The organism is Mesobaculum littorinae, from assembly GCF_004011175.1.
Classification (GTDB): domain Bacteria; phylum Pseudomonadota; class Alphaproteobacteria; order Rhodobacterales; family Rhodobacteraceae; genus Tranquillimonas; species Tranquillimonas littorinae.
Genome location: NZ_RQXX01000005.1, coordinates 106,380 through 129,309 on the forward strand (window position 1 = coordinate 106,380; position 22,930 = coordinate 129,309).

23 protein-coding genes and 1 pseudogene are annotated in these 22,930 nt (G+C 67.6%); 5 read left to right on the forward strand and 19 right to left on the reverse strand.

Features of this window, described 5'->3' with window-relative positions; translation table 11 throughout:
* Positions 1–8 precede the first annotated feature (8 nt).
* The 16 genes from EKE94_RS14605 to nuoE form a co-directional block, all read right to left on the reverse strand.
* Positions 9–1,571, reverse strand: a complete 1,563-nt coding sequence (locus EKE94_RS14605; RefSeq protein ID WP_127907368.1) for an NADH-quinone oxidoreductase subunit M — start codon at positions 1,569–1,571, stop codon at positions 9–11.
* The gene (nuoL, locus tag EKE94_RS14610) at positions 1,572–3,725 is read right to left on the reverse strand and encodes an NADH-quinone oxidoreductase subunit L (protein WP_127907369.1); all 2,154 of its coding nucleotides are present in this window, start codon (positions 3,723–3,725) and stop codon (positions 1,572–1,574) included. It abuts the gene before it with no gap.
* 6 nt (positions 3,726–3,731) lie between these two features.
* Positions 3,732–4,037, reverse strand: coding sequence for an NADH-quinone oxidoreductase subunit NuoK (gene nuoK, locus EKE94_RS14615; protein WP_127907370.1), 306 nt, complete (start codon positions 4,035–4,037; stop codon positions 3,732–3,734).
* A gap of 103 nt (positions 4,038–4,140) precedes the next feature.
* On the reverse strand, positions 4,141–4,749 hold the full coding sequence (locus EKE94_RS14620; RefSeq protein WP_127907371.1) for an NADH-quinone oxidoreductase subunit J: 609 nt from the start codon (positions 4,747–4,749) through the stop codon (positions 4,141–4,143).
* A gap of 57 nt (positions 4,750–4,806) precedes the next feature.
* Complete coding sequence (gene nuoI / locus EKE94_RS14625; protein WP_127907372.1) at positions 4,807–5,304, reverse strand: NADH-quinone oxidoreductase subunit NuoI; 498 nt, start codon at positions 5,302–5,304, stop codon at positions 4,807–4,809.
* 4 nt (positions 5,305–5,308) lie between these two features.
* The gene (gene nuoH / locus EKE94_RS14630) at positions 5,309–6,346 is read right to left on the reverse strand and encodes an NADH-quinone oxidoreductase subunit NuoH (RefSeq protein ID WP_127907373.1); all 1,038 of its coding nucleotides are present in this window, start codon (positions 6,344–6,346) and stop codon (positions 5,309–5,311) included.
* Between the two features lie 6 nt (positions 6,347–6,352).
* On the reverse strand, positions 6,353–6,718 hold the full coding sequence (locus EKE94_RS14635) for a hypothetical protein (RefSeq protein WP_127907374.1): 366 nt from the start codon (positions 6,716–6,718) through the stop codon (positions 6,353–6,355).
* A 171-nt stretch (positions 6,719–6,889) separates the two neighbouring features.
* Positions 6,890–8,914: an NADH-quinone oxidoreductase subunit NuoG gene (gene nuoG, locus EKE94_RS14640; protein ID WP_127907375.1), complete on the reverse strand. Its 2,025-nt coding sequence runs from the start codon at positions 8,912–8,914 to the stop codon at positions 6,890–6,892.
* A gap of 15 nt (positions 8,915–8,929) precedes the next feature.
* The gene (locus tag EKE94_RS14645) at positions 8,930–9,172 is read right to left on the reverse strand and encodes a hypothetical protein (RefSeq protein ID WP_127907376.1); all 243 of its coding nucleotides are present in this window, start codon (positions 9,170–9,172) and stop codon (positions 8,930–8,932) included.
* Positions 9,169–9,501 carry a hypothetical protein gene (locus tag EKE94_RS14650; protein ID WP_127907377.1) on the reverse strand — a complete coding sequence of 111 codons (333 nt, stop codon included), beginning with the start codon at positions 9,499–9,501 and terminating at the stop codon, positions 9,169–9,171. The genes EKE94_RS14645 and EKE94_RS14650 overlap by 4 nt, the downstream gene beginning before the upstream one ends.
* Positions 9,502–9,504: 3 nt before the next feature.
* Positions 9,505–9,912 carry a DUF5333 domain-containing protein gene (locus EKE94_RS14655; RefSeq protein ID WP_164870970.1) on the reverse strand — a complete coding sequence of 136 codons (408 nt, stop codon included), beginning with the start codon at positions 9,910–9,912 and terminating at the stop codon, positions 9,505–9,507.
* Between the two features lie 368 nt (positions 9,913–10,280).
* Positions 10,281–10,622: a hypothetical protein gene (locus EKE94_RS14660; protein WP_127907379.1), complete on the reverse strand. Its 342-nt coding sequence runs from the start codon at positions 10,620–10,622 to the stop codon at positions 10,281–10,283.
* Between the two features lie 5 nt (positions 10,623–10,627).
* Positions 10,628–11,923, reverse strand: coding sequence for an NADH-quinone oxidoreductase subunit NuoF (nuoF, locus tag EKE94_RS14665; protein ID WP_127907380.1), 1,296 nt, complete (start codon positions 11,921–11,923; stop codon positions 10,628–10,630).
* 3 nt (positions 11,924–11,926) lie between these two features.
* Positions 11,927–12,205, reverse strand: coding sequence for a DUF5337 domain-containing protein (locus EKE94_RS14670; protein WP_127907381.1), 279 nt, complete (start codon positions 12,203–12,205; stop codon positions 11,927–11,929).
* Positions 12,202–12,978 (reverse strand): endonuclease, encoded by a 777-nt coding sequence (locus tag EKE94_RS18970; RefSeq protein ID WP_235856048.1) that lies wholly within the window; start codon positions 12,976–12,978, stop codon positions 12,202–12,204. Before EKE94_RS18970 ends, EKE94_RS14670 begins: the two co-directional genes overlap by 4 nt.
* A 66-nt stretch (positions 12,979–13,044) precedes the next feature.
* Complete coding sequence (nuoE, locus tag EKE94_RS14680) at positions 13,045–14,469, reverse strand: NADH-quinone oxidoreductase subunit NuoE (RefSeq protein WP_127907382.1); 1,425 nt, start codon at positions 14,467–14,469, stop codon at positions 13,045–13,047.
* A 257-nt stretch (positions 14,470–14,726) separates the two neighbouring features.
* On the opposite strand from nuoE, the gene EKE94_RS14685 reads away from it, so the two are divergent.
* Positions 14,727–15,962 carry a putative DNA modification/repair radical SAM protein gene (locus EKE94_RS14685; RefSeq protein ID WP_127907383.1) on the forward strand — a complete coding sequence of 412 codons (1,236 nt, stop codon included), beginning with the start codon at positions 14,727–14,729 and terminating at the stop codon, positions 15,960–15,962.
* Positions 15,962–17,404, forward strand: a complete 1,443-nt coding sequence (locus EKE94_RS14690) for a UdgX family uracil-DNA binding protein (protein WP_127907384.1) — start codon at positions 15,962–15,964, stop codon at positions 17,402–17,404. The genes EKE94_RS14685 and EKE94_RS14690 overlap by 1 nt, the downstream gene beginning before the upstream one ends.
* A gap of 121 nt (positions 17,405–17,525) precedes the next feature.
* On the opposite strand, the gene EKE94_RS14695 is transcribed toward EKE94_RS14690, so the two are convergent.
* From EKE94_RS14695 to EKE94_RS14705, 3 genes are all read right to left on the reverse strand, one after another.
* Positions 17,526–17,984 (reverse strand): GNAT family N-acetyltransferase, encoded by a 459-nt coding sequence (locus EKE94_RS14695; protein ID WP_127907385.1) that lies wholly within the window; start codon positions 17,982–17,984, stop codon positions 17,526–17,528.
* Positions 17,985–18,111: 127 nt separating this feature from the next.
* Complete coding sequence (gene ychF / locus EKE94_RS14700; RefSeq protein ID WP_127907386.1) at positions 18,112–19,209, reverse strand: redox-regulated ATPase YchF; 1,098 nt, start codon at positions 19,207–19,209, stop codon at positions 18,112–18,114.
* A gap of 147 nt (positions 19,210–19,356) precedes the next feature.
* Positions 19,357–19,548, reverse strand: coding sequence for a hypothetical protein (locus tag EKE94_RS14705; RefSeq protein ID WP_127907387.1), 192 nt, complete (start codon positions 19,546–19,548; stop codon positions 19,357–19,359).
* A 135-nt stretch (positions 19,549–19,683) separates the two neighbouring features.
* Between EKE94_RS14705 and trpA the strand changes: the two genes are divergently transcribed.
* The 3 genes and pseudogenes from trpA (at position 19,684) to EKE94_RS14720 (ending at position 22,874) form a co-directional block, all read left to right on the forward strand.
* Positions 19,684–20,475: a tryptophan synthase subunit alpha gene (gene trpA / locus EKE94_RS14710; protein ID WP_127907388.1), complete on the forward strand. Its 792-nt coding sequence runs from the start codon at positions 19,684–19,686 to the stop codon at positions 20,473–20,475.
* A gap of 242 nt (positions 20,476–20,717) precedes the next feature.
* A complete protein-coding gene (locus EKE94_RS14715; protein ID WP_127907389.1) occupies positions 20,718–21,908 on the forward strand; it encodes an alpha-hydroxy acid oxidase in 1,191 nt (396 codons plus the stop codon).
* Between the two features lie 103 nt (positions 21,909–22,011).
* A pseudogene (locus EKE94_RS14720) lies at positions 22,012–22,874 on the forward strand (SDR family oxidoreductase).
* Positions 22,875–22,930 lie beyond the last annotated feature (56 nt).

The following is a 22,930-nucleotide window of genomic DNA, read 5'->3' on the forward strand; positions in this document are numbered from 1 at the left end:
GGCGCCTCTCAGTTCTGGGCCAGGCGGGTGGCGGCTTCGGCGTCGGCCTGCGCGGTCTCGTAGTCGGAGACCAGCGTTTCGACCGACGGGCCGATGATATCGGTGACAAGGGCGGGGTAGACACCCAGCAGGAGGGTCATCGCGACGAGCGGGGCAAAGATCCACTTCTCACGCCGCGACATGTCCGTGATCGACTTGAGGCTTTCCTTGATCAGGTCGCCCATGACGACCCGACGATACAGCCACAGCCCATAGGCGGCGGACAGGATCACCCCGGTCGTCGCCACGAAGGCGACCCAGGTATTGGCCTGGAAGATGCCCATGAGCGTCAGGAATTCACCCACGAACCCGCTGGTGCCCGGCAGCCCGACATTGGCCATGGTGAAGAGCAGGAAAATCATTGCGTAGGCCGGCATCCGGTTCACCAGACCGCCGTAGGCGTTGATTTCGCGCGTGTGCATCCGGTCGTAGACCACGCCGACGCAGAGAAAGAGCGCGCCCGAGATGAAGCCGTGGCTGATCATCTGAAAGATCGCGCCGTCCAGCCCCTGCTGGTTGGCGGAAAAGATCCCGGCGGTGACGTAGCCCATGTGCGCGACCGAGGAATAAGCGATAAGCTTCTTCATGTCGCTCTGCGCCAGCGCGACGAGGCTGGCATAGACGATGGCGATGGCCGACATCCATAGCACCAGAGGCGCCAGCAGGTCAGAGGCGACGGGGAACATCGGTAGGCTGAACCGCAGGAACCCGTAGCCGCCCATCTTCAGCAGGATCGCGGCCAGAACCACCGACCCGGCGGTGGGCGCCTGCACGTGTGCGTCGGGCAGCCAGGTATGCACCGGCCACATCGGCATCTTGACCGCGAAGCTGGCGAAGAAGGCCAGCCACAGCAACGTCTGCATGCCCCCGGGCACGTCGACGCCCAGAACCGAGATCGGCAGCGACGGGAAAGCATGGCTGAGCAGCGCGACATTGTCCGCCCCACAGGCGCCGATGCAGGTCGTGCCGGCCTCGGCATACATGGCGATCATCGCCACCAGCATCAGGACCGAGCCGAGGAAGGTGTAGAGGAAGAACTTGAACGCCGCGTAGATCCGGTTTTGTCCGCCCCAGATGCCGATGATCAGGAACATCGGGATCAGGCCCGCCTCGAAGAACAGGTAGAACAGCACCATGTCGAGCGCGACGAAGACGCCCAGCATCAGGCTTTCCAGCACCAGGAAGGCGATCATGTATTCCTTCACCCGCACGGTCACGTCCCAGCAGGCGAGGATGACGAGCGGCATCAGGAAGGTCGTCAGCATCACGAAGAGGATCGATATCCCGTCGACGCCGACGCGGTAGGACATGCCCAGGATCCAGTCCCGCTCTTCCACGAACTGGAAGCCGGGGGCGGAGGGGTCAAAGCCTGCGAGCAGGAACAGCGACAGAAGGAAGCTGGCCGTCGTGGCGATCAGCGCCAGCCACTTGGCATTGGCCCGTGCCGCGTCGTCGTCGCCCCGCAGGAAGAGGGCGAGGATGATCGCCGCGACAAGCGGCAGAAAGGTAACGATTGAGATCAGGCTGTCCATTTACTCGGCTCCGCCCGTAAGCGTCATCCACGTGATCAGGACCGCGATCCCGAGCACCATGGCAAAGGCATAGTGGAAGAGGTACCCCGACTGACCCCGACCGGCGAGACGGGTGAGCCAGGGCACGAAGCCCATGGCGATCCCGTTGATCGTCCCGTCGATCACGCCGCCATCGCCGCGCCGCCACAGCACCGACCCGAGGCGGCGCACCGGGCGCACGAAGATGTGGTCGTAAAGCTCGTCGAAATACCACTTGTTGTAGAGGAAACTGTGCAGCGGCCTCTGGCTGGCCGCCACCCGCGCGGGCAGGCCCGGACGGAAGATGTACATCGCGAAGGCCAGAAGGAAGCCTGCGAGCATGGCGACGAAGGGCGACACCTTGACCCAGACCGGGGCGTGGTGGGCGTTGTCCATCACGTGGTTGTCGGGGTGCATGTAGATCGCGCCCTCGCCGGGCTGCGCCAGCGCGACGGCATGACCGCCGCCGCCGTGATCTTCAAGCTCCTCGCCGCCCTCGACGATAGCCTCGCCCGCACCTTCGGCATCGCCCTCGGCCAGCTCGGCGATCGCTTCGCCCGCGCCTTCACCGTGGTCGCCCGTCTCGGACGCCGTGGCGTGGGCGGGAATGCCGAAGTACTGCGCGACGCGGGCATGGTCCCCGAAGAAGGGCCCGAACCAGACCATCCCGGCCAGCACGGCGCCCACGGCCAGAACGCCCAGCGGCACGGTCATCACCTTGCCGCTTTCGTGCGCGTGGTCATGCGTATGCTTGTCGCCGCGCGGCGTACCGAAGAACGTCAGGAACATCAGCCGCCAGGAGTAGAAGCTGGTGAAGGCCGCGGCGATGACCAGCATCCAGAAGGCGTAGGTTCCCATGCCGCTCTGCGCGCCCCAGGCGCTTTCGATGATCGCGTCCTTGGACAGGAAGCCGGCAAAACCGATATGGGTCAGCGGGATGCCGACGCCGGTGATGGCCAGCGTGCCGATCATCATCGCCCAGAAGGTCACCGGCATCTTGTGGCGCAAACCGCCGTAGTTTCGCATGTCCTGTTCGTGATGCATCCCGTGGATCACCGACCCGGCGCCCAGGAACAGCATCGCCTTGAAGAAGGCGTGCGTCAGCAGGTGGAACATCGCCGCCGAGTAGACGCCGACGCCCGCGGCCACGAACATGTAGCCCAGCTGCGAACAGGTCGAATAGGCGATGACGCGCTTGATGTCGTTCTGCACCAGGCCGATCGTCGCTGCGAAGAAAGCCGTGGTCGCGCCGATGAAGACGATGATCGTCTTGGCGTCGGGGGCGAACTCGATGATCGGCGACATGCGGCAGACGAGGAAGACGCCCGCCGTCACCATCGTCGCGGCATGGATCAGCGCCGACACGGGCGTCGGCCCCTCCATCGCGTCAGGCAGCCAGGTGTGCAGCGGGATTTGCGCCGACTTGCCCATCGCACCAATGAAGAGCAGCAGCGCCACGACCTCGGCGGCATCCCAGTTGAGCCCGATGAACTCGATATTCATGCGCGAGATCTGCGGCGCGGCGGCAAAGATGTCGTCGAAGCGGACCGAGTCAGCCAGGAAGAACAGCGCGAAGATCCCCAGCGCAAAGCCGAAATCGCCGACGCGGTTGACCACGAAGGCCTTGATCGCGGCGGCGTTGGCCGAAGGCTTGCGGTAGTAGAAGCCGATCAGGAGGTAAGAGGCGACGCCCACGCCCTCCCATCCGAAGAACATCTGGATCAGGTTGTCGGCCGTCACCAGAGCGAGCATCGCGAAGGTGAAGAAGGACAGGTAGGCGAAGAACCGGGGCTTGTAGACCTCGCCTTCGCGGAAGTTCTCGTCATGGGCCATGTAGCCCAGCGAATAAAGGTGGACGAGCGCCGAGACGCTGGTGATCACGATCAGCATGATCGCGGTCAGACGGTCCAGCCGGATCGACCAGTCGGTCGACAGCGTCCCGCTCTCGATCCAGCGCAGGATCTGGATGTGCTGGGTTTCGCCGTCGAAGCCCAGGAAGGTGATCCAGCTGAGCAGGCAGACCAGGAACAGGATGCCGGTCGCGGTGTAGGTCGCGGCGGTCTGCCCGATCACGCGCCAGCCAAAGCCGCAGATGATCGCGCCGATAAGCGGGGCGAGGAGGATGATCGTGGTCATAGCGCCTCAGCCCTTCATCACGTTGACGTCTTCGACGTCGATGGTGCCGCGGTTGCGGAAGAAACAGACGAGGATCGCAAGACCGATCGCCGCCTCGGCCGCCGCGACGGTCAGGACGAACAGCGTGAAGACCTGCCCCACCATGTCCCCCTGATAGGCCGAGAAGGCCACGAAGTTGATGTTCACGGCCAGCAGCATCAGCTCGATCGACATCAACAGGATGATGACGTTCTTTCGGTTGAGGAACAGACCGAAGATGCCGATGACGAAAAGCGCCGCGGCAACGGTCAGAAAGTGTTCGAGTCCTATCATTCGTCCCTCCGGGTCTTGCTACCCGTTGAAGTATCCGTTTGCCACGGGCACCGCGACGGCGATGCCGATGGTCAGCGCGGGCCGGGGGCCCGCGTTCATGCCGTCACAGACCCTGCCCGGGCTTGAGGTCCTTCATCTCCAGCGACTTGGCCGGATCGCGATACATCTGCGCCAGAACGTTCTGCCGCTTGATGTCGGTGCGGTGGCGCAGCGTCAGCACGATGGCCCCGATCATCGCCACCAGCAGGATCAGGCCCGCCAGCTGGAACAGGATCAGGAAATCGTCGTAGACCAGCTGCCCCAGGATCGCCGTGTTGTGCGCGTTGTCGTAATCCAGCGGCACGGCGCGGCGCAGCCCCTCGGCCGCGTCCGAGACCTGCCAGACGCCGAAGGCGACGGCGAGCTGCATCAGGATCACCACCCCGATCAGCAGCGCCACGGGCAGGTAGCGCACCATCTCGGCCTTGAGCTGGGCGAAATCGACGTCGAGCATCATGACGACGAACAGAAACAGCACCGCGACGGCGCCGACGTAGACGATGACCAGAAGCATCGCCACGAACTCGGCCCCGAGGATCACGAACAATCCCGCCGCGCTGAGGAACGCCAGGATCAGCCAGAGCACCGAATGCACCGGGTTCCGCGCCAGCACGGTCAGCAGCCCCGAGGCCACAACCACGATTGCGAAGAGATAGAAGGCGAAGGTCACCATCGTCTCGGTCCTCTCATCCCGGCGCGTGACGGGCGCCGAAGTCTTGCCGTGCGCGCCTCAGCGGTAGGGCGCGTCCAGTTCCAGGTTCTTGGCGATCTCGGCTTCCCAACGGTCGCCGTTGGCCAGAAGCTTCGCCTTGTCGTAGTAGAGTTCCTCGCGGGTTTCGGTCGAGAACTCGAAATTCGGGCCTTCGACGATGGCATCCACCGGGCAGGCCTCCTGACAGAAGCCGCAGTAGATGCACTTCGTCATGTCGATGTCGTAGCGCGTCGTGCGGCGGCTACCGTCGTCGCGGGGTTCGGCGTCGATGGTGATCGCCTGCGCGGGGCAGATCGCCTCGCACAGCTTGCAGGCGATGCAGCGTTCCTCGCCGTTGGGATACCGGCGCAGGGCATGTTCGCCGCGGAACCGGGGCGACAGCGGCCCCTTTTCGTGCGGGTAGTTCACCGTGGGCTTGGGCGCGAAGAAGTAGCGCAGCCCCAGTCCCAGACCCTTGAAGATGTCGAAAAGCAGGAAATACTTCCCGGCGCGGGCATAGTCGAACGTCGCGGCCATCGGGTCAGCCTCCAATCATCCAGCGGGCATAGGCGCCGCCGAAGAGTTCGAAATGAGCGAAAAAGGACACCAGCACGACCCAGATCAGCGACAGGGGCAGGAACACCTTCCAGCCGATCCGCATCAGCTGGTCGTACCGGTAGCGCGGCACGACGGCCTTTACCATCGCGAAGAGGAAGAAGAAGAACGCCATCTTGCCGACCATCCACAGCGCCCCGTCCGGGATACCCGGGATCGGCGACAGCCAGCCACCGAAGAACAGCAGCGAGTTCACGGCGCACAGCAGGAAGATGGCGATGTATTCGCCCGCCATGAACAGAAGGAACGGCGTCGAGGAGTATTCGACCTGGTAGCCCGCCACCAGTTCCGACTCGGCCTCGGGCAGGTCGAAGGGCGGGCGGTTCGTTTCGGCCAGGCACGAGATGAAGAACAGGAACACCATCGGGAAGTGCGGCAGCCAGTACCAGTTGAAGAGGCCGAGATTGCCGTCTTGCGCGCGCACGATGTCGCCGAAGTTCAGGCTTCCCGTGGTGATGACCACGCCGATGATGATCAGGCCCAGCGACACCTCGTACGAGATCATCTGCGCGGCGGACCGCAGCGAGCCCAGGAAGGGGTATTTCGAGTTCGAGGCCCAGCCGCCCATGATCACGCCGTACACCTCGAGAGAGGAGACGGCGAAAAGGAACAGGATGGCGACGTTGATGTCGGCCAGCACCCAGGTGTCGTTGAACGGGATCACAGCCCAGGCCGCCATCGCCAGCACGAACGACGCCAGCGGCGCCATCAGGAACACGGTGCGGTCGGCGCCGGCGGGAATCACGATCTCTTTGAGGACGTATTTCAGCGCGTCGGCCACGGACTGCAGGATGCCCCAGGGGCCGACCACGTTGGGGCCGCGCCGCATCTGAACGGCGGCCCAGATCTTGCGGTCGCCGTAGACCATGAACAGCAGCGCGATCATCACGAACGCGATGACCAGAAGTCCCTGAGCGGCCATGATAAGGCCGATGCCAACGCCTGTATCGAAGAAATCAGTCATGCGTCCTCACACCGTCGGAATACCGTTTGCGGCACAGGTGGCTACCACGACTTCGGCGTCGATGGTCTTCAGCCCGTCCGGCAGGGCGGGCGAGACCGTGTAAACCGCATCTCCCCGCCAAACGCCACCCTCTTCGTCCACATTCGTGCGTACGTGACGCGCGAAACCATACCCGCGGATCAGCGTATATTGCGCCGCCGCGCATTCGGCATAGTCGATGACGTCCTGCGCGGCCCGCGCGCCCTCCATCTCGACCAGAAAATTCACAAGATCCCCGTCCAGAAGGCGGGTCTGCACACCGCCATAGGCCGGAACGAAAGCGTCCTGGGTGGCCGGGATACGCCCACCGTCCTGCGTCGCGGCCGCGGGCATGCCGGGTTCCTTGACGTCGGCCGCCGCGGCCTGTTCCGCCGCGGGCCCGCTATCCGCGCCGGGCGCGCAGGCAGCCGCGAAGGTGGCGGCCGCCAGCGACAGGGCAAGGGCCCCGCCAAAGGGCGACCGGCGCGGTGACGGTCCTGGCAGGTGGCTGGGACGCATCAAAGCTTACTCTGCCGCGATCCTCTCGGGCCGGCGCGCCTTGGCCCCGGCGGCAAGCTCGCCCATCACCTGGCTGGCCCGCTGGATCGGGTTGCCCAGGTAGTGCTCTCGCCCGTGGCCGGGGAAATCGGCGGTCAGCAGATCGCCCGCGTCGAAGGCCTGCGGCTCGGATTCGGACAGCTCGTCGACCATCCCCAGATGCGGATGCGCGTCGACCAGTGCGCGGCGCAGTTGCGGCAGCGAATCGTAAGGCAGCGTCGCGTCCATCTGCGCCGACAGCGCCCGCAGGATGGCCCAGTTCTCCTTGGCTTCGCCAGGGGCGAAGCCCGCGCGCATCGCCAGCTGCGGCCGGCCCTCAGTGTTGACGAACAGCCCCTGCTCTTCCGTCCAGGCGGCGGCAGGCAGGATGATGTCGGCCCGGTGCGCGCCACGGTCGCCGTGGCTGCCCTGGTAGATGACGAAGGGCGCATCGGGGCCGGACGCGATCTCGACCTCGTCCGCGCCGAGGTTGTAGATCACCTGCGCGCCCTCCAGCGCAGCGGCCATGCCGCCGTCGGTCACCGCGCCCACGTCCATCGCGCCCACGCGCGACGCGGCCGAGTGCAGCACCAGAAGCTTGCCGCCCATGCCCTGCGCCAGCCGCATCGCCTGGGCCAGAACGGCGGCGCCGTCCTTGTCCATCAGGGCGGGCTGGCCGACCACCACGACGCTTTCGCCTTCGAGATCCGAATGATCGTCGGCGGCGTGCTTTTCCAGCGCGGCCCGGTCGGTGCCCAGATGCGTGACATCATAGGTCAGATCACAGGTCTCGCCGATCAGCGCCACTTCGGCGCCCTTCAGCCAGGCCTTGCGGATGCGGGCGTTCAGCACCGGCGCTTCGAGCCGCGGATTGACGCCCACCAGAACGATGTTGCGCGCGAAATCCAGATCCTCGATGGCCGCGGTGCCGACATAGGCGGCCCGGTTTCCGGCCGGCAGCTTGGCGCCGTCGGTGCGGCACTCGACCCGGCCGCCCTGTCCCTCGATCAGCTGTTTCAGCGCGAATGCCGCCTCGACCGGGGCCAGATCGCCCACAAGACCCGCGACCGTCTTGCCCTTCATCGCCGTGGCGGCGGCGCTCAGTGCCTCACCCCAGGAGGCGGGCCGCAGCTTGCCGTTTTCACGGATAAAGGGCTTGTCCAGCCGCTGGCGGCGCAGGCCGTCCCAGATGAACCGCGACCGGTCGGCCAGCCACTCTTCGTTGATGCCGTCGTGGTTGCGCGGCATGATCCGCATCACTTCGCGGCCTTTGGCGTCCACCCGGATGTTCGATCCCAGCGCGTCCATGACGTCGATGGTTTCGGTCTTGGTCAGCTCCCAGGGCCGGGCGGTAAAGGCGTAGGGCTTCGACGTCAGCGCACCCACCGGGCACAGGTCGATGATGTTGCCCTGCATTTCGGAATCGAGCGTCTGGCCAAGGTAGCTGGTGATCTCGGCATCCTCGCCGCGGCCGGTCTGGCCCAGCTCGGGCATGCCGGCGACCTCGGTGATGAAGCGCACGCAGCGGGTGCAGGAGATGCAGCGCGTCATGTGGGTGCCGACGAGCGGCCCGAGGTCGAGGTTCACGACCGCGCGCTTGGGTTCGCGGTAGCGCGAGAAGTCGACGCCATAGGCCATCGCCTGGTCCTGCAGGTCGCATTCGCCACCCTGGTCGCAGATCGGGCAATCCAGGGGGTGGTTGATCAGGAGGAACTCCATCACCCCCTCGCGGGCCTTCTTGACCATCGGGCTGTTCGTCTTGACCTGCGGCGGAGCGCCCTCGGGGCCGGGGCGCAGGTCGCGCACCTGCATCGCGCAGGAGGCGGCAGGCTTCGGCGGACCGCCCACGACCTCGACCAGGCACATGCGGCAGTTGCCGGCGATCGACAGACGTTCGTGGTAGCAGAAGCGCGGGATCTCGATCCCCGCCTCTTCGCAGGCCTGGATCAGGGTCATCGCGGGATCGACCTCGATCTCGCGGCCGTCGATGATGATTTTACGCAGCTCGCTCATCGCGGGCCCTCCCCTTTACTTGGGTTCCGCGCCCGCTGGCGCGGCCGGGAAATTCAGGATCGTGGCGGTTTGGGCCACGTGGTGCGGGCCCGCCGCGGTGTCGTCAAGCCCGGACGCGCCGCAGCGCAGCAAAGAATCCGCCCCCGCGACCACGCGTTCGATCCGCCGCAGCCGCGTCTCGGCGGCGCGCAGACGCCGGTCGGTGTCTTCGGGGCGTCCGGGACCACGCCGTCCGTCTGCGTCCGAAAGGCCGGTCATTCGCAGCGCCCCGCAAAGGACCACGCGTCCAGGCGCAGCTTCGAATAGCGCTCGGCGTTGGTGAAGATCGGGCGCAGGCCCTTGTCGGCGCAATGGGCCTGCGCGGTGCCCGCCGCGACCCGCCGGGCCGAGGCTCCGGTGACGAGGTTGGGCCAGACCTGGATCACGAACCGGCCGTCCTGGTGATCGACGATCGTCAGCCCCTCGGGCGGATCCAGCGCCGCCATCAGGTGCGCGGTGTCGAGCGCCTGACCCGCGCGCGGCAGGCCCGCGGCAGCGGCGACCAGAACCGCGAGGGACAGGGAAAGGGACCGGACGGCACGGATCATGGCTTACCTCGCTTTCAGCAGCTTGCCGGCGGCACTGCCCCGGGCAATCTCTTCGCGGCCGACGTCGCAATACCCGCCCGGTTGCGCCGGGGTGGCTCCGCGCGATTCCAGTTCGCTGCGGATGCGGGTTTTCAGCGCCTCTTTCTCGGCCTTGTTGTCCTTGAGCGCCTTGAGGTCGTCGCGGCTGTACCCCTGGCTGAGCGCATAGTTTTCGAGCGACCGAAGGTAACCAATCGCCGCGAAGATGCGCGGCGAAATGTCGTCGCAGTTCTTGCGCACCTCGTCGGCAAGGCCGATGGCGTAGAAGCCACCGACCACACGGTCGTTTTCATGTAGGGGCGGCAGCGCCTGCGCCTGTCCGGAAAAGGCGATCGCGCAAAGGGCCGCCGCAAGGGGGGGCATCCGTCGCATTCTCAGCTCCAACTTGGTTCTCATCATGGAATGTCCGCACATCCCCGAGACCCGGCCAGTTCCCCGGCATCGGGTCTTGTCCTGCCCCGAAAGCGCGCAAAGTGCAAGGCGGCTTGCGCCCCGCGCGGCGTCACATCCGGGTTTCGGGGGGCACGGAATATCCCCCTGACACATGGGTGCTATCGCGCCCCGCGTCATCGCCCGGCGGCCGAGCCTCAAGCGCAATTGAAGGGCTGCGGGGCGCCGGAGGTCAGTCGACGCGGTCCTTCGCCTCGACCTCGCGCGCCTGGTCGCGCTTGAACTCAGCAGGGGTTTCGCCCTTGCCGCGGGGGATCAACGCCTCGACCCGAGGGGGGCCACGAAGCTGATCAGCGGGCCGTGCACCGCCCGCCGAAGAGCAGCCGGTCGCCGTCGCGGATGGCGGCCCAGTCTTCGGTCTGCGGATCGATGCGCCAGATGGCGTCCGAGGTGCCGAAGGTCGTAAGGCAGTACCGCGTCGCCGGGTAGCGGACCGATTCCCGCACCGCGTCGACGCCCACCGGACCGGCCTTGACCGCCACCGCGAAATCGCGCGGATCGGCCCCGGGGTCGAGCTGCGCGGAATAGGGCAGCGATGCCGCCTTGCGCGCGGCGCCCAGCCCCACACGTTCGCCCAGCCCGCAGCCCGCCAGCATCGCCACGCAGACCAGCCCCGCCATCGCACGCATCATGGCCGTCACTCCGCCGCGACGGCGCTCGTCCGGCCGGCGCGCTTGTGCTTGATGCGATCCTCGATCTCGTCGCGGAAATGCCGGATCAGACCCTGGATCGGCCAGGCCGCCGCGTCGCCCAGGGCACAGATCGTGTGGCCCTCGACCTGCTTGGTAACGTCGAGCAGCATGTCGATCTCCTCGACCTCGGCCTCGCCGCGCACCAGCCGGTCCATCACCCGCATCATCCAGCCCGCGCCTTCGCGGCAGGGCGTGCACTGGCCGCAGCTTTCGTGCTTGTAGAATTTCGACAGCCGCCAGATCGCCTTGATGATGTCGGTCGACTGATCCATCACGATCACCGCCGCGGTGCCCAGACCCGACCGGTTTTCGCGCAGCCAGTCGAAATCCATGATCGCGTCCTTCATCGTCGACGCGGGCAGCAGCGGAACGGACGAGCCGCCGGGAATCACCGCCTTGAGGTTGTCCCAGCCGCCCCGGATGCCGCCGCAGTGCCGGTCGATCAGTTCCTGGAACGGGATCGACATCGCCTCTTCGACGACGCACGGGTTGTTGACGTGACCCGAGATCGCGAACAGCTTCGTGCCCGCGTTCTTTTCGCGCCCGAAGCTGGCGAACCACCCCGCGCCGCGGCGCAGGATCGTCGGCACGACAGCGATCGATTCGACGTTGTTGACCGTGGTCGGGCACCCATAGAGGCCTGCCCCCGCGGGGAAGGGCGGCTTCATCCGCGGCATGCCCTTCTTGCCCTCGAGGCTTTCCAGCAGGGCGGTTTCCTCGCCGCAGATATAGGCGCCCGCGCCGTGATGCAGATAAAGGTCGAAATCCCAGCCCGACCCGCAGGCGTTGCGGCCCAGAAGCCCGGCCTCGTACGCCTCGTCGATGGCGGTCTGCAGCGCCTCGCGTTCGCGGATGTATTCGCCGCGCAGGTAGATGTAGCAGGTATGCGCGTTCATCGCGAAGGACGCGATCAGGCAGCCCTCGATCAGCGTGTGCGGATCGTGGCGCATGATCTCCCGGTCCTTGCAGGTGCCGGGTTCGGATTCGTCGGCGTTGACCACCAGGTAGGCGGGGCGGCCGTCGCTTTCCTTGGGCATGAAGGACCACTTCATACCGGTGGGGAACCCTGCGCCCCCGCGTCCGCGCAGGCCGCTGGCCTTCATCTCGTCGATGATCCAGTCGCGACCCTTGTCGATGATGCCGGCGGTTCCGTCCCAATGGCCGCGCTTGCGGGCGCCGTCGAGCGTCCGGTCGTGCATGCCGTAGATATTGGTGAAAATCCGGTCCTCGTCCTTCAGCATGTCCTATCCGTCCTGGCTGTCCCGGCGCTTGCGCCAGATCTGATATGTCACGATGAGCGCCCATGCGAAACCCGCGAGCGCGAAGAGGTCGATCAAAACGGCATAGCGGCCGGGCAGGCCAAGCCGTGGTCCCACCCATTGCGCCGCCAGCCAGATCAGCATGGTTCCGGCGATGACCAGCGCCACGACGCGGCCCTGCCGGGCCAGCGCACGCTCCTGCGCGGCGCGGGCCTCGCGGCCCGTCGCGGCGGGGCGTCCGGATCGGGAGGGGGGGCGTGTCATGAGCGGTCTGATCCGTCGCTGTGATCGGGGGTGGCGCGCGCGAACTCCGCGGCCTGTCCGGTCCAGTTATCGCGACTGACGCGTCCGGAAAAGCCTTCGAGATGCGAATCCATCCACGCGACCTCGGCCTTCGTCCAGCCGGCGATCTGGTCGAAGTGCCAGATCCCGAGGTCGTGCAGCTGCTGTTCAAGCTTGGGTCCGACCCCGTGGATGCGGCGAAGATCATCGGCCCCGCCGGCGCGCGGCGCGGCCAGGGCCTGCGGCCGGACCGGCGCAGTATCGTCAGCCTGCCCAGCCTCCTGCCCGGTCGAGTGCCCCGCCCGGGACCCCGCTGCCGGCGGCGGCGTGTCGCGGCCGGGCCCCGGCGGCGTGTCCGCCCGGATCTCGCCGCCCTCGGACGCCTGCGCCGTCGTGTGGCCGTTGGCCGGCACCACGTGTCCAGGGTCGTGGGGATGGTGAACGGGTGGCGGGGTGGTCGCCCCGGGGCCCGGAGGCGGCACGGCAGGGTCCGCCACCGCGGCGTCACGGGGCCCGGGCGCGGTGCCCTGATGCGGAGAGGCAGGCACCGTCAGGCCGCGGCTGCGACCGAAGGCGGCGTGCCCCGTGCGGCCGAGGAAAAGGAACCCGCCCACCGCGAGCGCCGCGACGATCGCGACCAGAGCCGCCGGTCCGGCCGGAAGCCCGACGATCAGCAGGACGAACAGCGCCGCCAGCCCGGTCGCTCCGGCCACCAGCGCCACCCGGCGCGAGGTCCATTCGTTGCGTCCGGCCATCCGTGTCACCTTGACTGCGGGCGCCCCATGTGGCGAACGGGCCCTCCCGTCCGCGCGGGGCGCGGTTCAGGCGGTGCCGCGCGTCAGGGCGCGCGCCTGCCCCACCCAGTCGTCACGCACCGCGCGGCCGCGAAACCCTTCGAGGTTGCGGTCGACCCAGGCCAGTTCGGCCGCGCTCCACCCGGCGACCTGGTCGAGATGCCAGATCCCCAGCGCGTTCAACTGCTCTTCGACTTTGGGACCGACGCCGCGCATCTGCTTGAGATCGTCGCCCTGACCGCCGCGGGGCGCATCCAGCCGCCCAGGCTCCCGCGCTTCGCTTTCGTTCAGCGTGGCGGCGGCACGGCTCTCTTCCGAGGTGTCAGTGTCCGAGGCGGGCTCTTGCGACACCGGCGCGGCGGTATCTGCCGCGGTCGTGCCCGCGGCCGAGGCGTCCTCGGCGGCGTCGCCCTGCGGGTGCCGGCCGCTTTCAGGCATCGCAGCGTCGTCCCCCGTCTCACCGGCCTCGCGGCCGGGGGCGTCGCCCGCAGGCGCCGCGCTGCCGGCATGGGCCTGGTGGTCGGCGTCCGACGGCCCGGGCTGCCCGGCGGGCTGATCACCGCGCGCTTCGGGGCGGCCACGCTCATGCGCCGGCGCCTCCTGCTCGGTCACGCCGGTATCGTCGGCCGGACGCCCTTCCGAGGGTTTCGGCCCCGGGGTCGGCCCATCGGTCGGCCCGGCGGCAACACCGGGCGACAGGTGGTCGTCGCGCACCGGGCCGGGCTGGCCCTCGGGGCGATCGCCCTTGTCTTGCCACGGCGTGCGCAACGGCACCTCGGTCCCGTCGATCCGCTTGATTGTATCGCCGATCTCTTCGGCCAGCGCGACGCTGGCGTTGGCCCCGTTCGCGGCCTCGCCCTCGGGCAGCAGCGACGTGGCGCCCGACTTCGGCTCGGACGCGAAGCGACTGTTCTGCGGCCCCGGACGCGGCACCCGGCCCGCGGCCATCTCGTCCAGGATGTGGGCCAGCGATTCGGTTGTCAGGTCCTCGTAGTAATCCTTGCCGATCTGCGCCATCGGCGCGTTCGAGCAGGCGCCGAGACATTCGACTTCTTCCCACGAGAACTTTCCGTCCTCGGAAAGTTCGTGCGGGCGCGGGGCGATCTTTTCGCGGCAGAGCCCGATCAGGTCCTCGGCGCCGCAGATCATGCAGGACGTCGTGCCGCAGACCTGCACATGCGCGACCGAGCCCACGGGCTGCAGCTGGAACATGAAGTAGAAGGTCGCGACCTCGAGCACGCGGATATAGGCCATATCCAGCATGCGGGCGACTTCTTCCATGGCAGGGCGGGTCAGCCAGCCCTCCTGCTCCTGCGCGCGCCACAGCAGCGGGATCACCGCACTGGCCTGGCGGCCTTCGGGATACTTGGTGATCTGCGCCCGCGCCCAGTCGAGGTTGGCCGGGGTGAAGGCGAAGCTTTCGGGCTGGTCGGAATAGAGGCGGCGGAGCATTCGGATGTCCTTCGGGTCGTGCAACGCGGGGCGCGGCCGGGCCGCGGCAAGCCAGAGACGGGCGTCGCACGGGTGGCGCGGCGGCTGCCTCTGCGCCCCGTAATAGCGCCTGCGCCGCCGGGTGCAACTCTCCCTGCCCCCCGCGCGCCCAGATGCCGCGACGTGCCGAAGCGCGCGCGGCCCTCCCGCGAGGGCCCTGTCGCAACCGTGATCGCCCGGCGCTTGCCCGGGGAGGCACGCGAACATATAACGAACACATGACCTCACTCAGCCTCGACCGCAAACTCGCCATCCTGTCGGACGCCGCCAAGTATGACGCCTCCTGCGCGTCCAGCGGCACCTCCAGACGCGACAGCCGCGGCGGCAAGAGCTTGGGCTCGACCGAGGGGTCGGGCATCTGTCATGCCTATGCCCCCGACGGCCGCTGCATCAGCCTGCTGAAGATTCTGCTGACGAATTTCTGCATCTACGATTGCGCCTACTGCGTGAACCGAGTGTCGTCGAACGTCGAACGGGCCCGGTTCAGCGTCGAGGAGGTCGTGTCGCTGACCCTCGAATTCTATCGCCGCAATTATATCGAGGGGTTGTTCCTGTCCTCGGGCATCATCCGCTCGCCCGCCGCCACGATGGAAGAGATGGTGCGCATCGCCCGCACCCTGCGCGAGGTCCATCATTTCCGCGGCTACATCCACCTAAAGACCATCCCCGACGCCGATCCGCGCCTGATTGCCGAGGCAGGGCGCCACGCCGACCGCCTGTCGATCAATGTCGAATTGCCGACCGACACCAGCGTGCGCGCCTTCGCGCCCGAGAAGGACCCCGAAACGATCCGCGGCGCGATGGGCCGGGTGCACGAGGCGCGCACCGCCACGAAGGATCGCAGCCATACCGGGCGTCGCCCGCCCCGGTTCGCCCCCGCGGGGCAATCGACGCAAATGATCGTGGGGGCGGACGGGTCGAACGACGCCGCGATCCTGGGACAGTCGAACCGGCTTTACGCGGGCTACGGGCTGAAGCGGGTCTATTACTCGGCGTTTTCGCCGATCCCCGACGCGACGGCCAAGCTGCCCCTGATCCGCCCGCCGCTGGAACGCGAGCACAGGCTGTACCAGGCCGACTGGCTGATGCGCTTCTATGGCTTCGACGTAGATGAGATTACCGCGGCCACGCCCGACGGCAACCTCGACCTGACGATCGACCCGAAACTTGCCTGGGCGCTGGCGCACCGCGAACACTTCCCCGTCGACGCGAACCGCGCCACGCGCGAAATGCTGCTGCGTGTCCCCGGCTTCGGCACCAAGACGGTGGGCCGCATCCTGAGCTCGCGCCGTCACCGCACGCTGGGATTCGAGGATCTGACCCGTCTCGGCGCGCTGATGAAGAAGGCGCGGCCCTTCGTCACCGCGCGGGGCTGGTCGCCCGGGGGGCTGACCGATTCGGCCGACCTGCGGGCGCGCTTCGCTCCGCCGCCCGAGCAGCTGGCGCTGTTCTAATGCACGCCGTGCGCATGCCCACGCGCGGCACGGCCACGGCCTGGCGCAACGCGGCGCGCGACCTCGCCCGCGCCGGCGTGCCGCCCGAAGAGGTCGACTGGCTTTACGGCGACACCGAGGCGGGGCTTTTTGCCGCGCCCGCCCTACCCGACCTGCCCCGGACTGCGCCGCTGACCGTGCCACGGGACTTCGTTCCACTGTCCGAAACGGTCGCCTGGCATTCGGCACCCGACCGTTTCGCGCGGCTCTATGCCATGCTCTGGCGGCTGCGGGATGCGCCGGGCCTGATCCACGACCGGGCTGACCCCGACCTCGCGCATCTGCGCAGGCTCGAGAAATCGGTGCGCCGCGATCTGCACAAGATGCACGCCTTCGTGCGTTTCCGCGAAATCGGCGACCCGCACGCCCCGCGCCGCCGCTTTGCCGCCTGGTTCGAGCCCGATCACCACATCACCGAACCCGTCGCGCCGTTCTTTGCCCGCCGCTTCGGCGACATGGACTGGATCATCGTGACGCCGGACCTGACGGCGCGGTTCGACGACGGGGAGATCAGCTTTGAGCCCGGCGGCACAAAGCCCCCCCTGCCCGAGGACGCCACCGAAGAGCTTTGGGGCACCTATTTCCGGTCCATCTTTAACCCCGCACGGCTCAAGGTGCGGGCGATGACGTCCGAGATGCCCAGGAAATATTGGAAGAACCTCCCCGAGGCCGGGTTGATTCCCGACATGATCGCCAGCGCGCAGGCCCGGTCGGACGCGATGCGCGCCGCCGCCCCCACGCCCGCGCCCAAGCGCGCGGCGCGGGTGCTGGAACGGCTGCACACGCCGCGCGTTTCGCCCCCCATGACGCTCAGCTTCGACGATCTCCGCCGCAAGGCCGAAGAGGACAGCCGCACCGCCCGCGAAGGGTATGGTCGCATCGTGCTGGGCGAGGGGCCGCCGGATGCCGCGCTGATGATCGTGGGCGAGCAGCCCGGAGATGTCGAGGACCGCGAAGGGCGGCCCTTCGTCGGCCCCGCTGGCCAGGTTTTCGATCGCGAGGCCGCGTTGGCCGGCATCGACCGGGGCGCGGCCTACGTCACCAATGCCGTAAAACAGTTCAAGTTTTCCCTGCGCGGCAAGCGGCGCATCCACCAGTCGCCTGGCAAGGGCGATATCGAGCATGCGCGCTGGTGGCTGGACCGCGAGGTCGAGCTGATCCGACCGCGCCTGATCCTCGCCATGGGGGGCACCGCGGCGGAGACGTTGACCGGCACGCGCGCCGGCATCCTCAAACGCCGCGGCCGGATCGAGGAGACCGGGGTCGGACCCGTATTCCTGACCGTCCACCCCTCCTACATCCTGCGCCTGCCCGATGCCGCGGCCCAAGAGGCAGAGACCGAGACGTTCCGCGCAGACCTCGCCGCGGCGCAGGCTCACCTGGAAGAGTTGCTGGCGGCCTGATCCGCGTGGCAACGCGGCGGCGTCTTTCCATCATACCTCAGGCTCCCCGACCGCCGGTCCGGGCCCGCAGGTCGCCGAACTCGGGCCGCAGCGTACCGGCGCCAAGCCTGCCCCGCCCGCGTCAGTCCAGATCGCGCCGCATCGTGGCCATGCCGCGTTGGCGGGACAGCTCCTCGTATCCGGCCGACACATAGGCGGCGAAGGCGGGGTCATTGTCGGTCTCGACCTTCAGGGTGATCGACAGGGCGCCCAGCCCGCGCGCCGCATCCTCGACCAGCCGGGTCATCTGCGCGCCGGCGCCGCCGCGCGCCTCTTCGCTGACATAGACATAGGCCAGATGCCGCACCTCGGGCCCGATGCCGGGGCGCAGGGCGAAGAACCCGACCTCGCGCCCTCTCCCGTCGATCAGATAGAACGACGCGTCATCAAGATCGGCCAGCCACTTTTCCTTCCACTCCAGCGGATCGAAAGGATGCTTGGCGTTGGGATTGACGAGCGCCAGATCGGCCTCGTCCGTCAAAAGCCGCGCGAGCGGTGCAAGGTCGCCCTCGTCATTCGCGCGGGTGGTCAGGTCGGACATTGATCCGGCTCCCCGTTCGAAGGTTCGAAAGGCGCGGACAATGGGCGATCGGCGCCGGTTTTTCAACCGAGCGGCGTCGCCTTCATCGTTTCTCCGGCGTCCGGTGTGCTCAGTCGGGCGCCCGGCGTCAGGCGTTGAAGAGGAAATGCAGGACGTCGCCGTCCTTCACCTCGTAGCTCTTGCCCTCGACGCGCATCTTGCCGGCGTCCTTGGCTCCGTTTTCGCCGCCCAGCGCCACGAAATCGTCGTAGGCGATGGTCTCGGACCGGATGAAGCCGCGTTCGAAATCGCCGTGGATCACGCCCGCCGCCTGGGGGGCCAGCGTGCCGACGGGGATCGTCCATGCGCGCGCCTCCTTGGGACCGACGGTAAAGTATGTCTGCAGTCCCAGCAGTGCGTAGCCCGCGTGGATCAACCGGTCGAGCCCGGCCTCGTCGAGGCCCAGTTCCGACAGGAACTCGGCCGCCTCTTCGGCGTCGAGCTGGGCGATCTCTTCCTCGATCTGGGCCGAGATCACGACCGTCGCCGCGCCCTGCCCCGCCGCCATCTCGGCCACGCGGGCGGATTGCGCGTTGCCTGTCGCGGCTTCGGATTCGCCGACGTTGCAGACGTAGAGCACGGGCTTCGTCGTCAGAAGCTGCAACATCCGCCACGCCTTGGCGTCATCCTCGGACACCTCGACCACCCGGGCCGGGCGGCCCGATTCCAGCGCCGCCTGCGCCTCTTTCAGCAGACGCTCCTGCTGGACCGCCTCCTTGTCGCCACCGCGCACCTTGCGGACGAGGTTCTGCAACCGCCGCTCGATCGATTCGAGGTCGGAGAGCATCAGCTCGGTCTCGATGGTTTCGGCGTCGGCCACGGGGTCGACGCGGCCGTCGACATGGGTAACGTCGTCATCCTCGAAACAGCGCAGCACATGGGCGATGGCGTCGCATTCGCGGATGTTCGACAGGAACTGGTTGCCCAGCCCCTCGCCCTTGCTGGCGCCCTTCACGAGGCCCGCGATGTCGACAAAGGTCATCCGGGTTGGAATGATCTGCTTTGACCCGGCGATGCCGGCCAGCTTGTCCAGCCGGCTGTCGGGCACCGCGACCTCGCCCACGTTGGGTTCGATCGTGCAGAAGGGAAAGTTCGCCGCCTGCGCCTCGGCCGTCCGCGTCAGCGCGTTGAAGAGCGTCGATTTGCCGACGTTCGGCATGCCGACGATACCCATCCGAAAGCCCATGGTGGCATCCTTCCAACTTCGAGATCGCGGGGGGTCTAGGGTGCGCGCCCGTGCTTGGCAAGGGCGCGCACCGTTCGGACAACGCTGGCGGTCCCGGGCCGAACCCGCGACGGGGCTGCCGTCAGCCCACGTCGCCGATGGCCCGGGTCAGCCGTAACGCCGGTCCGCGCGGGCCTGGTAGATCAGCACCCAGGCCAGCAGGATGAAGATCGGATGCCCCAGCCCCCCCGAAATCAGGATGGCCGGCAGCCAGATCAGGAACGTGACGATGGCCACGATCGGCCGCCCGGCCAGAAGGATGGACAAAGGCGGCAGGAAAAGTGCGAGCAAGTAGTTCATGCGTCTGATATAGGGGCATCCCGCCGCCAAGGAATAGCACGACCCGGGATTTTCCGTCCGGGTTCAGTTGATTTCTGCGCCCGCATCGGACACATCTCGTCCCCGGCCCGCGGGGCCGGTTCAGGGGGACGACACATGACACGCATCGACGACACCTTCGCCCGGTTGAAATCCGACGGGAAGAAGGCCTTCGTGGCCTATGTCATGGCCGGCGACCCCGACTACGACCGCAGCCTGGAAATCGTGAAGGGCCTGCCGGGCGCCGGCGTCGACATCATCGAGATGGGCCTGCCCTTCACCGATCCGATGGCCGATGGCCCGACGATCCAAATGGCGGGGCAGCGGGCGCTGGCAGGTGGCCAGACGCTGGAGCGGACGTTGCAGATGGCCCGCGATTTTCGCGAGGGCGACACAACGACGCCGATCGTCATGATGGGATACTACAACCCGATCTATTCCCGCGGCGTGGACAGGTTCCTGGCCGATGCGAAGGAGGCCGGGATCGACGGCCTGATCGTGGTCGACCTGCCGCCCGAAGAGGATGACGAGCTGTGCATCCCGGCGCAACGCGCGGGGCTGAACTTCATCCGGCTGGCCACGCCCACGACCGACGACAAGCGTCTGCCGAAGGTGCTGCAGAACACCAGCGGCTTCGTCTATTACGTCTCGATCACCGGGATCACCGGCGCGGCCGAGGCCCGCGCCGACACCGTCGCCCCCGAGGTCGCGCGGATCAAGGCCAAGACCGACCTGCCCGTCATCGTGGGCTTCGGCGTCCGCAGTCCCGAGTCGAGCGCGGCCATCGCCGGTATCGCCGACGGCGTGGTGGTGGGCTCGGCCATCGTGGGCGAGATCGCCAAGGGCCGCTCGGCCTCCGAGGTCCTGGCCGTGGTCAAGTCGCTCGCCGACGGCGCGCACAGCGTCTGATCGCGCCCCTCGCCCGGTAGGCCCTTGCGGGGGCTCCCGGCCGTTGTCCGTGTGCCGTTGTTTGTGTGCCGTTCGGCCTCGGGGCCGCCCCCGGAAAAGACCCCGACCGGCCACCCGGCACCTCCGTCTCCTGCTGCGATCTACCCGGAAATTGACCGGGTGACATTGCGTCAAGCGATGCCCGGGGCAATAAACCTAGGGGGATGAGCCACGCGGCGGGTGAAACGGGGGCCAGGTCGAACATGCCAGTGCTGACGGAAATCGAGGATCTTCGGCGTCTTTACCGGCGACGCGTGCCGAAGATGTTCTACGACTACTGCGAATCCGGCAGCTGGACGGAACAGACGTTCCGCGACAACACCAACGATTTCCAGAAGATCCGCCTGCGCCAGCGCGTTGCCGTCGACATGGACAACCGCTCGACCGCAACGACGATGATCGGCGAAGGCGTGACCATGCCCGTGGCGCTTGCCCCCGTCGGGCTGACCGGCATGCAGCACGCCGACGGCGAGATCCTCGCCGCCCGCGCGGCCGAGGCCTATGGCGTCCCCTTCACCCTGTCGACGATGTCAATCTGCTCGATCGAGGACGTGGCCGAGCACACCAGCCGCCCGTTCTGGTTCCAGCTCTACGTCATGCGCGACATCGACTATCTGGCGGGGATCATCGGTCGCGCCAAGCGCGCGGGGTGCTCGGCCCTGGTCCTGACGCTCGACCTGCAGATCCTGGGCCAGCGGCACCGGGACCTGAAGAACGGCCTTTCGGCGCCGCCGCGTCTGACCCCCGGCACCATGCTGGACCTCGCCACGAAATGGGGCTGGGGGGCGAAGATGCTGCGCACCCGGCGGCGCCAGTTCGGCAACATCGTCGGCCACGTCAACGGCGTCTCCGACACGCGCGACCTGATGCGCTGGACCGCCGAACGCTTCGACCCCCAGCTTGACTGGGAGAAGGTGCGCAAGATCAAGGAAATGTGGGGCGGCAAGCTGATCCTGAAAGGGATCTTGGACGCCGAGGACGCAAAGATCGCGGCCGAGATCGGCTGCGACGCCATCGTCGTGTCGAACCATGGCGGGCGGCAGCTGGACGGCGCCCTGTCCTCGATCCGGGTACTGCCGAGCATCGTCGCCGCCGTGGGTCACCGGACCGAGGTCTTTCTCGACAGCGGCATCCGCTCGGGCCAGGACGTGCTGAAGGCACTGTCGCTTGGCGCGCGGGGCGTCTTCATTGGCCGGGCCTACATCTACGGCCTGGGCGCGATGGGGCAGCCCGGGGTGACCGCGGCGCTGGAAATCCTGCGCAAGGAGCTGGACACCACGATGGCGCTTTGCGGGCGCAGGTCGATCCGCAGTCTCGACCGCGACATCCTGCTGGTGCCCGAAGGCTTTTCCGGCCGGTGGGAGGCGCCGCCAGACCCCGCGCCAGCCGACTGATCCGGCCCGCCCAAGGCCCGGGCGGTGGCGGTGCGGGGGCGGGCGGGAACATGAGGCCCCTCCGGCCCGTTTCGCCACCTCACCCGCATGGAAAGGGCAAAAGATGGCCAGCTTCGACATTCCCCCGCAAAGCCAGGACCGCCAACCGGGCTCTGAATCCGAACTCGTCCCGCCAGCCGAGCATATCCGTGCAGGCTATACCGGGGCGGGCAAGCTGAAGGGGTGGCGCACCATCGTCACCGGCGGCGACAGCGGTATCGGCCGGGCCGCGGCGCTGCACTTTGCCCGCGAAGGCGCCGATGTCGCGATCCTCTACCTCGACGAGGATCAGGACGCAGAGGCCACCGCCGCGCTGATCGAGGCCGAGGGCGTGCGCTGCATGACCATCAAGGGCGACCTGCGCGACAGCGCCTTTGCCAAGGATGCCGCAGACCGCGTCGCGGCCGAGTGGGGCGGCATCGACGTGCTGGTCAACAACGCGGGCATCCAGGTGCCCCGCGCCACGCTGGCCGACGTGTCGGACGACGAATGGCAGTGGCATTTCGATGTCAACATCAACGGCTACTTCTACCTTGCCCGGGCGGCGCTGGCGCAATGGCCGAGGGCGCGACCATAATCAATACCACGTCGATCAACGCCTTTGCCGGCAACTCGGACCTCGTGGCCTATACCGCGACAAAGGGCGCGATCGCGGGCTTTACCCGGGCGCTGGCCAAGCAGCTCGGGCCACGCGGCATCCGTGTGAACGAAATCGCGCCCGGCCCGATCTGGACGCCCCTGCAGCCCGCGACCTTCGGGCCCTACGATCCCGACATCCTGCCCACGCTCGGCAAATCGACCGCACTGGGGCGGATCGGCCAGCCATCGGAATGCGGCCCGGCCTATGTCTACCTCGCGTGCGAGGATTCCTCGTATGTTACCGGGCAGACGGTGCACGTGAACGGCGGCATGATCGTCGGCAGCTAGGCGGCCAGGCGGTTTCGCCGCAGGCCAGGGTGCCGCGCCGGGGTCACATGGACAGA